Source organism: Mycobacterium colombiense (assembly GCF_001665835.1).
In the GTDB taxonomy this organism is placed as follows: domain Bacteria; phylum Actinomycetota; class Actinomycetes; order Mycobacteriales; family Mycobacteriaceae; genus Mycobacterium; species Mycobacterium colombiense_A.
The window spans coordinates 1-14,833 of the sequence record NZ_LZSX01000106.1 but is presented as its reverse complement, the minus strand read 5'-3'; the positions used below and the strand labels follow the sequence as shown (position 1 = coordinate 14,833).

The 14,833-nt window shown below is 66.9% G+C and carries 2 protein-coding genes; both read right to left on the bottom strand.

Features of this window, described 5'->3' with window-relative positions; translation table 11 throughout:
• Positions 1-10: 10 nt before the first annotated feature.
• Positions 11-6,367, bottom strand: a complete 6,357-nt coding sequence (pks2, locus tag A5760_RS25070) for a sulfolipid-1 biosynthesis phthioceranic/hydroxyphthioceranic acid synthase (RefSeq protein WP_064885900.1) — start codon at positions 6,365-6,367, stop codon at positions 11-13.
• Positions 6,364-14,833 (bottom strand): non-ribosomal peptide synthetase (locus A5760_RS25065; protein WP_155764474.1); only part of this gene is annotated, 8,470 nt, incomplete at its 5' end. The genes pks2 and A5760_RS25065, both read right to left, overlap by 4 nt.

Genomic DNA, 14,833 nt, shown 5'->3' with positions numbered 1-14,833 from the left:
CCTTCCTGCCTCAAGCGGCATCGGCGGGCGCCAGCTTTTCGCACAGCAGATCCGCCAAACCGCGAATGGTGCCAATGGTGGCGATGTCGGCGGGGTTCACGCGGATGCCCGTTTCGGTCTGGATGCGGGTAAGTAGCTCGAGGCCACCCAGCGAGTCGAGGCCGTACTCGGAGAGCGGACGATCGGGATCGACGTTGCGACGCAGGATCAGGCTGACCTGGTCGGAGATCAGACGCCGCAGCCGGGTAGGCCACTCGTCCGGGGCCAGCTCCTCGAGTTCGGCACGCAGTTTGCTTGTGCCCGTTGAGCTTTGCCCGTGGTTGCGGAACGCTTCGGCGAAGGGACTGCGCTGGGCGAAAGCGGTCAACCACGGTGTGCCCGTTATCGGCGCGTACCCGGTGCAGGCGCGGTCGTGGCGCAGCAGCGCTTCGAACGCATACGCGCCTTCGTCGGGAGCTATAGCAACGTCGGCGCCGTCGGCCAAGGCGGTGCCGCGTCCTATCCGCGCCCAGGCACCCCATGCGATCGCGGTGGCCGGCAGACCCCGAGCTCGGCGCCAGCGGGTGAAGGCGTCCAGCCAGCTGTTGGCCGCGGCGTAGGCACCCTGCCCGGGCGACCCCACCAGCGCGGCGGCCGAGGAGAACGAGCAGAACCAGTCCAACGGCTGCTCAGTGGTGGCGGTGTGCAAATTCCATGCACCGTAAACCTTTGGCGCCCAGTCATGCTCGATGAGCTCGGCGGTGATATTGGTCAGTGTGGCGTCCTCGATCACCGCCGCCAGGTGTAGCACACCGCGCACCGGAAGACCGGTGGCGGTCGCCGTGGCCACCAACCGCTGAGCCGTACCGGCCTCGGCTATGTCGCCGCACTCCACCACGACGTCGGCACCGATCTCGCGGATGCGCTCGATCAGCTCCAGCGCCTTCTGATTTGGTTGCGAGCGCGAGGACAGCACGATACGCCCGCAGCCGGCCCCCGAACCAGGAGAAGCCATCTTCTCGGCCAAGAACAGCCCCAGGCCTCCCAGCCCGCCGGTGATGATGTAGGCGCCGTCGTTGCGGAAGACCCCGACCTGCGCCGGCGGCACCATCACGCGGCTGCGGCCGGCGTGCGGGACATCGAGCACGAGTTTGCCGGTGTGCTGGGCGCCGCTCATCACCCGAATTGCGGTGGCAGCGTCGGCAAGCGGGTAGTGCGTGCTTTCCGTCATCGGCAACGAACCGTCCGCGGTGAGTTGGTACACCGTGTTCAGCAAGTCTCGCAGCCTGTCCGGGTGGCTGAATGACATCAACGCCAGGTCGAGGGCGTAGAACGTCAGATTGCGCCGGAACGGGAAGAGCCCCAATCGGGTGTCGCCGTAGATGTCGCGTTTGCCGATCTCGACGAATCGTCCACCGAACGCCAGCAATTCGACGCCCGCACGCTGGGCGGCGCCGATGACGGAGTTGAGCACGATGTCCACGCCATAGCCGTCGGTGTCGCGGCGTATCAGGTCGGCGAACTCCACGCTTCGCGAGTCGTAAACGTGCTCAATACCCATGTCGCGCAATAATTGTCGACGCTGCTCGCTGCCGGCGGTGGCGAAGATCTCGGCTTCCGCGGCCCGCGCGATCGCGATTGCCGCCTGTCCGACCCCACCGGTCGCGGAGTGGATCAGCACCCGGTCACCCGCCTTGATTCGAGCCAGCTCATGCAGGCCGTAATAGGCGGTGGCGTGCGCGGTAGTGACCGCCGCCGCCTGATCATCGGCCAGCCCGGCCGGCAGCGTGACAGCCAGGCGCGCGTCGCAGGTGAGGAAGGTACCCCAACAACCGTTGGCGCTCAGGCCCCCGACATGGTCACCCACCTTGTGGTCGGTCACGTCTGGTCCGACCGCTGTCACGACGCCCGCGAAGTCGGTGCCCAGCTGAGGCAGGTGCCCCTCGAAAGCGGGGTAACGGCCGAACGCGACGAGCACGTCGGCGAAGTTGATGCTGGACGCGCGGACCGCGACCTCGATCTGTCCCGGCCCCGGTGGAACGCGGTCGCAGGCAACGAGTTCGAGTGACTCCAGATCACCGGGCGTACGGATCTGCAGACGCATCCCGTCGCACTCGTGGTCGGCGACGGCGGTTTGCCGCTCCTCGGGGAGCAGTGGAGCGGGGCACAACCGCGCGTTGTACCACGCGCCATTTCGCCAGGCGGTCTCGTCCTCGTCCGGCCCGGCGAGCAGTTGCCGTGCCAGCTGTTCGGCGTCGGTGGATTCGTCCACGTCGATCTGGCCGATGCCCAGATGCGGTTGCTCCATGCCGATTACCCGGACCAGGCCCCGCAGCCCGGCCTGCTCGAGGTTGGGCACGTCGTTGGACACCACGGTCTGGGCGTTGCGGGTCACGACATACAAGCGCGGCGATTCGCCGGGAAGGTTCGCCAACTCGCGGGCAATGCGCACCAGATGTTGCACATAGTCCCGGCCCAGAAGCGCACAGTGCTCGTCAGCGTCGCCGTTTTTCGGTCCGGTGAGGATCACCGCACCGGTGAATCCACCGCCGCGCAAATGGTTTCCAAGCTGTTCCACGTTTGACGTGTGGTCGGCCTGCTGCGGCCAGGACATCGTAGTGCTGTGCACCCCAAGGTGTTTCAGGGCGTCGGCCAACGTGCTGGCCAGCACATCCGCGGTGGTGGTAGTGCCGATCAACAGCCAGCTTCCGGCGTCAGTGTGGTCCGGCTCGGGCAATTCTCGTTGCCGCCATTCGATCGTCAACAGCCGCTCAGCCAGCACCCGATCTTTATTGCCGCCCTCGGACGCGCTGGTGCCCACTCGCAGCCCCTGCACGGTCAGCAGGACTGCCCCATGCTCGTCGAGCACGTCGACGTCGGCCTCGACCCCGGAGGTATCGGCTTTGATCACCCGCGTGTAGCAGTAGTGGGCGTTGCGGGCGGCGCTGTAGGAGCGGAGTCGACGGATACCCAACACCAACCCCAGCGCACCTTCGCCCAGTGCCTGGACGTCCGGATGAGCTTCGACGGACTGGAAACAGGCATCCAACAGCGCAGGGTGCACGCCGTAAGCGGCTTGCTGCGAGCGGATTTGGCGCGGTAGCGCCACCTCGGCCAGGACGGTGCCGGTCGCCTCCTCGCCGATGTGGACATCACCCAGACCGGCGAACGCGGGACCGTACTGAACACCGCGTTGGTCCATGCGCTTGCGCACCTCCTCGCCGTCATCGCAACTCGGATGCGCGGCGAGTAGCGCGGACACGTCGTACGCGGGTGGCTGCTCATCCTCCGCGGCACGGAGGACTGCGGCAGCATGCCGCGTCTGTTCGCCGACCCGATTTGACTCAACGGTGAAGTCGACGAGGCCCGGCGATGACAGCGACGCCGAGGCGCCGATCGTGGTCTGCTCATCCAGCAGGAGCGCCTGCTCGAAGCGGATGTCGCGAACCTCAGCCGTCTCGCCCAGCACGGTACGCGCGGCCGCCAGCGCCATTTCGCAGTAAGCGGCTCCCGGAAGCACAACCACATTGCGGATCTGGTGGTCGGCGAGCCAGGGCTGGGCGGCGGTGCCGACCTCGGCCTGCCACAAGTGGCGCTCGGGCTCCTCCTGCAAGTGCACGTGCGAGCCCAGCAGCGGATGTACTGAAACGGTGCAACCACCATGTGTCGGGGATTCCGGACCGCCGCCGCTCAACCACAGCCGACGGTGCGTCCAGGTCGGCAGCGGCGCGTCCACCAGCCGCCCAGTCGGGCAGAGCACGGAGAAATCGACCGCGGCGCCCGCACTGTGCAGATCCGCCACAAACCCACGCAACCCGTAGGGAAGCGCTTGTTCCCGGCGCATACCGGCCAGAGCGGCCATCGGCATCTCGCGACTGCGGGCGGTCTGCTCGAGAGCGCGGATGAGCAGCGGGTGTGGCGCCAGCTCGGCAAAGACCCGGTAGCCGTCCTCCAACGCGGCCTGCACGGCCGTGGCGAACCGCACCATGCGGCGCATGTTGTTCGCCCAGTAGCGGGCGTCGCACACTGGCTGCTCGCGCGGGTCGAACAGGGTCGCCGAGTAGAAGGGAACTTCCGGTGTCATCGGGCTGATCTCGGCGAGTGCCTCGGTCAGCTCGTCCATGATCGGATCGACTTGAGGCGAATGAAAGGCGACATCGGTGGGGACCTCGCGGGCCATCACATCACGCTGCTCCCAGGCCGCGACCAGCTCGCGAACCGTTTGCGCGGCGCCGGCAATCACCGTGGACTGCGGCGAGGCCACCACCGCCACCACGACGTCGTTGATACCGCGTGCCGTCAGCTCCGAAATCACTTGCTGCGCAGGCAATTCCACCGATGCCGTGGCACCGGTACCGGCAACGCGGAACATCAGCCGCGAGCGGCGGCAGATAACACGCAGCCCGTCTTCCAGCGATAGTGCACCCGCGACAACAGCCGCGGCGGCCTCGCCGAGGGAGTGCCCGATGACCGCGCCCGGGCGGACGCCGTGGGATCTCATGGTGGCCGCCAGCGCGACCTGCATGGTGAACAGTGTCGGCTGGATCCGGTCTTGACCGGTCACGATCTGCGGCGCCGATATCGCCTCGGTCACTGAAAACCCGGACTCGTGGGCGATCACGGGCTCGGCCTGCGCGACGGTGGCGGCAAACACCGGTTCGGTCGCCATCAGGTCTGCGCCCATCGCCGCCCATTGCGAACCCTGCCCGGAGAACACCCATACCGGTCCAAGGTCGTCCTGTCCGACCGCGGCCGGATACGGAGTATCGCCGTCGGCAACCTCGCGCAAAGCCGCTGCGAGCTCGGGCCGGTTGCCGGCAACGACGGCGGTGCGTACCGGGCGGTGCGCGCGCCGACGCGCCAGGGTATAGGCCAGATCAGGCAACGCGAGATCGTCGTGTGCCCGCAGCCAGTCGGCCAGCCGGCCGGCGGTGCGGCGCAGTTCGTCGGCCGAGGTGGACGACAACGGGAACAGTAGCGGCGCCGACGGTTCCGCTGAGTTAGGTTCGGGCACAATGGTTTCGAGAGCCCGTTCGGGTGCTTGTTCCACGATGGCGTGCACGTTGGTTCCGGACAGCCCGTACGACGAGACCGCCGCCCGCCGTGGATGGTGCCCGTTGGTGACCCACGGTGTAGCCTCTTGCGGCACAAACAGTTTCGTATCGATCTTGGCAAGGTCATCGGGTAGCCGGGTGAAGTGCAGATTCCGGGGGACCACACCGTGCTGCAGCGCGAGGATCGCCTTCATCATCCCGAGCGCTCCGGAGGCCGCCTGCGCATGGCCGAAGTTGGTCTTCACCGACGCCAGGGCGCAAGGGCCGTCGATGCCGTAGACGTTGGCCAGGCTGGCGTATTCGATCGGGTCACCCACCGGGGTGCCGGGCCCGTGGGCCTCGACCATGCCGACCGTGCGGGCGTCCACACTCGCGGCGGCCAACGCCGCCTGATACACCGCGGTCTGCGCGGTCTTGGACGGTGTCGCGATGTTCACGGTATGACCGTCCTGGTTGGCGGCCGTCCCGCGCACCACAGCCAGAATCCGATCACCATCTCGTAGGGCGTCGGACAGCCGCTTGAGTAGCAGCATGACGCTGCCCTCACCGCCCACGAACCCGTCGGCCGCGACGTCAAAGGCGTGGCAGCGTCCGGTCGGGGACAGCATGCCCTCGGCGGACCCCGCGGCGAATTTCCGCGGGTCCAACGCCAGCGTGACGCCGCCGGCCAGGGCGAGGTCGCTTTCGCCCTCGTGCAGGCTGCGGCACGCCAGGTGTATCGCGGTCAGCCCGGAAGAACATGCGGTGTCCACCGTCAATGCGGGACCGTGGACCCCCAGGGCATAGGCGATGCGCCCGGAAGCCAGGCTGAAGTTGCTGCCGGAAAATCCGTACGCCCCCTCCACGGAGTGCGCATCGGCGGCCAGCAATTGGTAGTCGCCATGCGTCAATCCCATGAACACACCAGTCAGCGAGTCGGCGATTCGCTCCCGCGTGAGACCGGCATGTTCCATGGCCTCCCATGAGGTCTCCAAAAGCAACCGGTGTTGCGGATCCATCGCGGTCGCTTCCCGCTCGTTGATTCCGAAGAACTCGGGATCGAAGCCGGCGACGTCGTCGATGAAGGCGCCCCACCTGGATACCGACCGACCCGGCACACCCGGCTCGGGGTCGTAGTATTCGTCGGCGTCCCAGCGGTCGGGCGGAATTTCGGTGACCAGGTCGTCGCCGCGCAACAACGCCTCCCACAACTGCTCCGGGGAGTCGATGGCTCCGGGTAGCCGGCAAGCCATCCCGATCACGGCAACAGGAGTGACAGGTGTGGTGCCGATCCTGAGCGGAGAATCGGTCGAAGACGGGCGCTGCATAACGTCGTCGATCTGGTGTGTGGTCACTTCGCCTCCTCAGAGCAACGACTAAGTAGCTTGTCGTTTGCGCGCACGCATTCAGCTTTCAATAGGACTTTGAGTTGTTGGCCATACAGGGTGAGCGATTCGGTGCTCATCATTTCTTCATGCACACAGTCGATCGGGTAGCTGTTGATGTCGCCAGTGACATAGGGTCGCCAACGTTGCAGAAGATGCGAACTGTGATCACCCTCATCCCGCACAGCGGTGAATATGCTTATGTCCCCATCGAAGACACCGGGTTCGTGGGCTCGATACAACGCTCCGTTGCTGTTGATGTTTTGGACACCCAAATCCAGAAGCTGTTTGTAGCGAGGGAATTCGGCAATTCCTCGTGCGAGAAGTAGTTCTTCTACCCGCTGATAGGTAAGCGGCTCATCCTGTTCGGGAACATCGATACGGCAGAACCGCAGGACGTCTTCTAGGACGTCCTCCTCGCCTACGTTCGGCAGAGTGCCGCTGTCGTCCATACTGGGTTGAGCATCGAGAAGGACAAGGCGCGCGACTATGTGTCCGCGTCGCTGAAGCTCGATGGCAATTTCATGGGCGACGGCACCTCCGAAAGACCACCCAAGAAGGCTGTAGGGCCCGGTCGGACAGATCCGTTGAATCCTGTCGGCATAGTTCTTCGCCATATCGCGAATTGACGGGGGCTTGGCCTCGCCATTTTGCGGGGTTTGTTGAATTCCAATGATCGGGCAGTCCAGGTAATTACCGAGAGCCTGGTAGGGCCAACTCACCCCACCCGCGGGATGGATGCAGAACAGCGGAATACCGGTGCCCTGCTTGAGGAACTCAACAGGGACTACTTCCACTTCGCTGGCATCCTGGCCCAACTGCTGACTCAAGCCCCTAACGGACGGCGCGCGGAATAACGTCCGCACCGCAAGGTTTGCGTCGAGGCTGGTGTTGATCGCCGCGATCAGGCGCATCGCCAACAGGGAATCCCCACCCAAGTCGAAGAAGGAGTCGTCGACTCCGACCCGCTCGAGCCCGAGGACCTGGGCGTAGATGCCGGCCAGGATCTCCTCGGTGAGGGTGGCCGGGGCGCGGTAGCCGTCGGCCTTGGCGTATCCGGGTGCCGGCAGAGTGCGGGTATCGAGTTTGCCGTTGGGGGTCAACGGCAACGTGTCAAGCGCCACTACTGCCGCCGGCACCATGTAGGCCGGTAGCCGCTGGGCCAGTGCGGTGCGGAGCTCGGCCGGGTCGACGGTCCCGGTGACATAGCCGATCAGGCGTTTGTCGCCGGGGCGGTCCTCGCGAGCAATAACCACCGCCTGCTCCACCCCATCGAGGGCGGCCAGCGCCGCGCGGATCTCGCCGAGCTCGATGCGATAGCCGCGGATCTTGACCTGCTCATCGGCACGCCCCAGATACCGCAGCTGCCCATCGGCTCCCCAACACACCAGATCCCCGGTGCGATACATGCGTGTTCCCGGCGCTCCGGCGCCGGCGAACGGGCAGGCCACAAAGCGCGATGCGGTCAAACCCGCCCGCTGCCAGTAGCCGCCTGCCACGCCGGCCCCGGCGACGTACAACTCGCCGACCACGCCGGCGGCCACTGGCCGTAACCAGCTGTCCAGCACAAACATTGCCGCTCCCGGTACCGGCGACCCGATCGGCACCACACCCGGCTCGGCCACCAGCGGCGCACTGACCGCCGCATACACCGTGGCCTCGGTCGGCCCATAGGCATTGAGCATCACTCGATCCGGCGCCCAGCGATCCACCAGTTCGGCCGGGCAAGCCTCGCCGGCCACCACCAAGGTGACCGATTCCAAACCGTCCGGTGACAGCATCCCCGCCGCGGACGGGGTCTGACTCAGCACACTGACTTCTTCGGCAACCAGCAAAGCGTGGAAGTCTTCCGGCGAACGCGCCACCGATTCGGGCACCACCACCAGCCGCCCGCCGTGCAACAGCGCGCCGAAGACCTCCCACACCGAGACATCGAAGCTGTGGGAGTGCCACTGCGACCACACCTGGCCCGGTCCCGGTGGAAGGTCTGCGTGCAGGGTTGCCACCAGCTGACTGATGTTGCGGTGGGCGACTGCCACCCCCTTGGGAACACCGGTGGTGCCCGAGGTGTAGATCAGGTAGGCGATATCGTCGGGATCCGGCGCCGGCAATCGCGTGCACGGATACGTGTGGATGCGCGGGTCGTCGACGTCGATGACCAGCACCCCATGCCCGTCCAGCCGCCCGGCCAACTCGGAAGTGGTGAGCGCGGCGATCGGTGCGGCGTCGGCAAGCATGAACCCGATCCGGGCCACTGGGAGCGCGGGGTCGATCGGCACATACGCCGCCCCGGTCTTGAGTACCGCCATCATCGCCACGATCGCCTCGGCCGACCGCGAAAACAGCAGTGCCACAGTCTGTCCCGGACCCACTGCCTGGCCGGCCAATAGATGCGCCAACCGATTCGACGCCTCATCGAGCTCGCGGTAGGTCATCGAACGGGCTTCGAAGGTCACCGCCACCGCATCCGGTGTCCGGGCCACCTGCTCGACGAACAGCGCTGGAATCGACGCCGGCGCGCTGGCCGGCGCGGTCAACACCGCCCGGTTTCCGACCTCATCCAGCCGGGCATGCTCACCCGCATCCAACACATCCACCGACGACAGTCGCCGGGTGGGATCGGCGGTGACCGCCATCAACAGCCGCTGCAACCGCGCGATCAGTGCCTCGATGCTGGCCGCGTCGAACACATCGGTGCGAAACTCGACCGCCCCGCCGATCCCGGCGGGCTCGCCGGCTTGGTTCCAGCGTTCGCCCAATGTGAATGTCAGGTCCATGCGGGCGGTGTGGGTGTCCGCGGACAGCGGCGTGACCTGTAGATCACCTAAGGCCAACGCGGCGGCGTTGTTCTCCGCCCGGAAGAAGTTCTGCCAGGCCAACGAGACCTGCACCAGCGGGTGATGGGCCAACGACCGGGTCGGGTTGAGCCGCTCCACCAGTACTTCGAAGGGCACGTCCTGGTGCTCGAAGGCGGCCAGGCTGCGCGCTCGCACCTGAGCCAGCAGCTCAACGACCGTGGGATCGTCGGCCATCTCCACCCGCAACACCAGGGTGTTGATGAAAACCCCCACCACCTCATCCAGCACAGGGTCACGGCGCCCGGCGATCGGGAACCCCACCGCCACATCAGGACTGGCGCTGATCTTGGCCAGCAACACCGCCAGTGCGGCCTGGATCACCATGAAGCTGGTCGCGTTGTGCTCGCGGGCCATCCGCGCGATCTGCTGCTGCAACTCCGCCGACCACTCCACGGCCACACTGGCCCCGCGGTAATCGGCCACCGGCGGATAGGGCCGGTCGGTGGGCAACGCCAGCCGCTCGGGCAACCCGGCCAGCTCCTGCTCCCAGTAGGCAAGCTGCGCGGCGATGCGGCTGTCGGCATCGGCCAGATCGCCAAGGTGCGTGCGCTGCCACAGCGTGTAATCCACGTACTGCACCGCTAAGGGCGCCCACCCCGGGGCCTGCCCGGCACACCGGCTGGCATAGGCCACCCCCAGATCAGCCACCAGCCGGGTGATCGACCAGCCGTCGGCGGCGATATGGTGCACCACCGCCACCAGCACATGCTCGTCATTGGCGACGCGGAAAAGCCTTGCCCGCAACGGGATCTCGGTCGCCAAATCAAACGAGTGATGCACCACGGCGCCGATGGCCTCACCCAGCCGGCTTTCCGGCCAGCCGGTGGCATCCACAACCTGCCAATCGAGATCGACGCCCTCGGCAGGCATAACCACCTGCTGGGGTATGCCCTCAGGCGCCGCGAACACGGTCCGCAGGCTCTCCTGACGGGCCACCACATCGGCCAGCGCCGCCCCCAACGCCTCGGCATCAAGGCGCCCGCTCAGCCGCAACGCTGCCGGGATGTTGTAGATCGGCGACGGCCCCTGCAACTGGTCCAGGAACCACAACCGCTGTTGGGCAAACGACAACGGCACTACCGCCGGCCGCTCCACAGCCACCAACGGCTCCAGCCCGGCCCCGCCTTCTCCGATACGCGGCGCTAGCCTGGCCACCGTGGGCGCATCGAATAAGGTGCGCACCGCAAGGTGAGCATTCAGGGTGCTGTTGATTGCGGCGATTACCCGCATTGCGGATAGTGAGTCTCCGCCCAGGTCGAAGAAGGAGTCGTCGACTCCGACCCGGTCGAGGCCCAGTATTTGGGCGTAGATGCCGGCCAGGGTCTCTTCGGTGGGGGTGGCCGGGGCGCGGTAGTGGTCGCCCTCGGTGTATTCGGGTGCGGGCAGGGCGCGGGTGTCGAGTTTGCCGTTGACGGTCAGCGGCAGCGTGTCGATCACCACTACTGCGGCCGGGACCATGTAGGCCGGTAGCCGCTGGGCCAGTCGGGTGCGGATCTGGGTCGGGTCGGCGGTGCCGGTGATGTAGCCGATCAGGCGTTTGTCGCCGGGGCGGTCCTCGCGGGCGATCACCGCGGCCTGCTCGACTCCGTCCAGGGCGGCCAGCGCCGCGCGGATTTCGCCGAGTTCGATGCGATAGCCGCGGATCTTGACCTGTTCGTCGGCGCGGCCCAGGTACTGCAGCTGTCCATCGGGTCCCCAACACACTAGGTCCCCGGTGCGATACATCCGCGCCCCGGACCCCCCAGACGGGCAGGCCACAAACCGTGATGCGGTCAGCCCGGCGCGGCGCACATAGCCGAACCCGACTCCGGTGCCGGCCACATACAACTCCCCGACCACCCCGGCCGGCACCGGTTGCAGCCACCGATCCAGCACGAAGAACGCCGCACCGGCTACCGGTGCACCGATCGGCACCGCATCCACGCCCGCTGTCAGCGGCGCGCTCAACGCCACCCACATGGTGGTTTCGGTCGGGCCGTATTCGTTGATCATCACCCGCCCCGGCGCCCACCGCTCGACCAGCTCGGCCGGGCAGGCCTCACCCCCCACGAGCAGGGTCACCGACTCCAGCCCGTGTGGCGGCAATGTGCCCACCGCCGAGGGGGTTTGGCATAAGACGCTGACCTGTTCGCTGATCAGCAGGGCGTGCAAGTCCTCGGGTGCGGCCGCCACCGACTCGGGCACCACCACCAGTCGCCCACCGTGCAGCAGGGCGCCATAGATCTCCCAGCCCGAGATGTCAAAGCTATAGGAGTGCCACTGCGACCACACCTGTGCCGGCCCGGCCAGATCCGGATCCAGAGACCCCAGCAGCTCGGTGACGTTGTGATGAGTGATGGCAACACCTTTGGGCACCCCGGTCGTGCCCGAGGTGTAAATCACGTAAGCAAGATCCTCGGGCGCCGGCCCCGGCAATCCCGTGCACGGATACGTCTGGATGCGCGGGTCGTTGACGTCGATGACCGCCACCTCATGCCCGTCGAGCCGCCCGGCCAGGTCCGCGTTGGTGATTGCGGCGATCGGTGCGGCATCGCCGAGCACGAACCCGATCCGGGTCGCTGGATGCGCGGGATCAATCGGCAGATAGGCCGCCCCGGTCTTGAGCACCGCCAACATCGACACGACCGCCTCGGCGCAACGGGAAAACAGCAGTGCCACAGTCTGTCCCGGCCCCGCCCCCTGACCGGCCAACAGATGCGCCAACCGACTCGACACCTCATCGAGCTCGCGATACGTCATCGAGCGGGCTTCGAAGGTCACCGCCACCGCATCCGGTGTCTGGGCCACCTGCTCGGCGAACACGGCTGGAATCGACGCCGCGGTTGACACGGTCCGGGTCAATGCCGCCCGATTGCCGATCTCATCCAACCGGGCTTGCTCACCCGCACCCAGCACATCCACCGACGACAACAACCGGGTGGAGTCTGCGGTGAGCGCCATCAACACCTGCTGCAACCGTGCGATGAGCGTTTCGATGCTTTCGGTGTCGAACACGTCGGTACGGAACTCCACCGATCCGCCGATCCCGGCGGGCTCGCCGGCCTGGCTCCAGCGTTCGCCCAACGTGAATGTCAGGTCCATGCGGGCGACCTGGGTGTCCGCGGACAGCGGCGTGACCTGCAGATCACCCAACGCCAGCCCGGCGGGGGCGCCGTCGTCTCGGGCGAAGTTCTGCCAGGCCAATACCACCTGCACCAGCGGATGATGGGCCAACGACCGGGTCGGGTTGAGCCGCTCCACCAGCACCTCGAAGGGCACATCCTGGTGCTCATAGGCAGCCAGACTGCGGCCCCGCACCTGGCCCAGCAGCTCGGCCACGGTGGGATTCCCGGTCAGATCGACCCGCAGCACCAACGTGTTGACGAAAAAGCCCACCAGCTCATCGAGTGCGGGATCATCACGCCCGGCGATCGCGAACCCCACCGCCACATCGGGACTGGCGCTGAGCTTGGACAACAGCACCGCCAGGGCGGCCTGGATCACCATGAAGCTGGTCGTGTTGTGCTCACGGGCCAGCTGCGCAACCCGCTGGTGTAGCTCGGCCGGCCAATCCACGATCACACTGGCCCCGCGGTAATCGGCCACCGGCGGATAGGGCCGATCGGTGGGCAACGCCAGCCGCTCGGGCATCCCGCCCAGTTGGTGTTCCCAATACGCCAGCTGCGCAGCGATCGGGCTCTCGGCATCGGCCACCTCGCCCAACTGGGCTCGCTGCCACAGCGTGTAATCGGCATACTGCACCGCCAACGGCGCCCACCCGGGGGCGCGCCCCGCACACCGGCTGGCAAAGGCCACGCCCAGATCAGCCACCAGCGGCGACATCGACACGCCGTCGGCGGCGATATGATGCATCACGGCCACCAGCACGTGCTCGTCCTCGGCGACGCGGAAAAGCCTTGCCCGCAACGGAATCTCGCTCGCCAGATCAAACGAGTGATGCACTGCCGCGCCGATGGCCTCACCCAGTCGGCTTTCCGGCCAGTCGGTGGCATCGACGACCTGCCAACCGAAGTCGGCCCGCTCGGCCGGGATCACCAGCTGCTGGGGTATCCCCTCGACCGCCGGGAACACGGTGCGCAGGCTCTCCTGGCGGGCCACCACATCGGCCAGCGCCGCCCCCAACGCCTCGGCATCTAGCCGTCCGCTGAGCCGCAAGGCCGCCGCCATGTTGTAGATCGGTGAAGGGCCGAGCAACTGGTCGATAAACCACAACCGCTGCTGGGCAAACGACAACGGCACCACCGCCGGCCGCTCCACGGCCACCAACGGCTCGCGCCGACCCCCATCAGCACCAACGCGCAGCGCCAACTGGGCCACTGTGGGAGCCTCGAACACGGTGCGCACCGAAAGGTCGGCATCCAGACCCATCTCGACCTTGGCGATCAGACGCATCGCCAATAGCGAGTCCCCACCCAAGTCGAAGAAGGACTCGTCGACACCGACCCGCTCGAGTCCCAGCACCTCGGCGAACATGCCGGCCAAAATCTCCTCGACCGGGCCGGCCGCAGCGCGATAACCGGCATGCTGATACCCCGGTGCCGGCAGCGCGCGGGTGTCGAGTTTGCCGTTGGGGGTCAGCGGCAGCACGTCCAACACGACCACCGCGGCCGGCACCATGTAGTCCGGTAGCCGCTCAGCCAGCTGCATGCGGAGCTCGGCCGGGTCTCCGGTCCCGGTGACGTAACCGACCAGGCGCTTGTCGCCCGGGCGGTCCTCGCGGGCGATCACCACCGCCTGCTCCACCCCGTGCAACTCGGCCAACGCCGCGCGCACTTCCCCGAGCTCGATGCGATAGCCCCGGATCTTGACCTGCTCATCAGCACGGCCCACATACCGCAGCTGCCCGTCGGCACCCCAACGCACCAAATCCCCTGTGCGATACATCCGTTGGCCCGGCGCTCCCGCGTCGGACTCCGCGAAGGGGCAGGCCACGAACCGCGACCCGGTCAGCCCGGCCCGGCCCACATAGCCGACCCCGACCCCGCGACCGGCCACATACAACTCCCCGACCACCCCGGCGGGTACGGGCCGCAACCACTCGTCGAGGACGAACAGCGCCGCCCCCGAAACCGGCGAGCCGACCGGCGGTGTTCCAAATCCCGGTGTCAGCGGCGCGCTGATCGCCACACACATCGTGGTCTCGGTCGGGCCATAGGCATTGACCATCACCCGCCCCGGCGCCCACCGATCCACCACCTCGGCCGGACAGGCCTCACCGACCACCGCCAACGCCACCGACTCCAACCCCTCAACCGGCAACGCCGCCACCGCCGATGGAGTCTGCGTCAACACACTGACCTGCTCAGCAACCAACACCCGATGCAAGTCCTGCGGTGAACCCGTCACCGACTCCGACACCACCACCAGGCGCCCACCACGCAACAACGCACCAAAGATCTCCCACACCGACACGTCGAACGCCAACGAATGACACAGCGCCCACACCCCCGCGCCCGGCAGCCCGGCATCCAACGACCCCAACAGCTGCGTCACGTTGCGGTGAGTAATCGCAACACCTTTGGGCACCCCGGTAGTACCCGAGGTGTAAATCAAATAGGCGACATCCTCAGGATCCGGC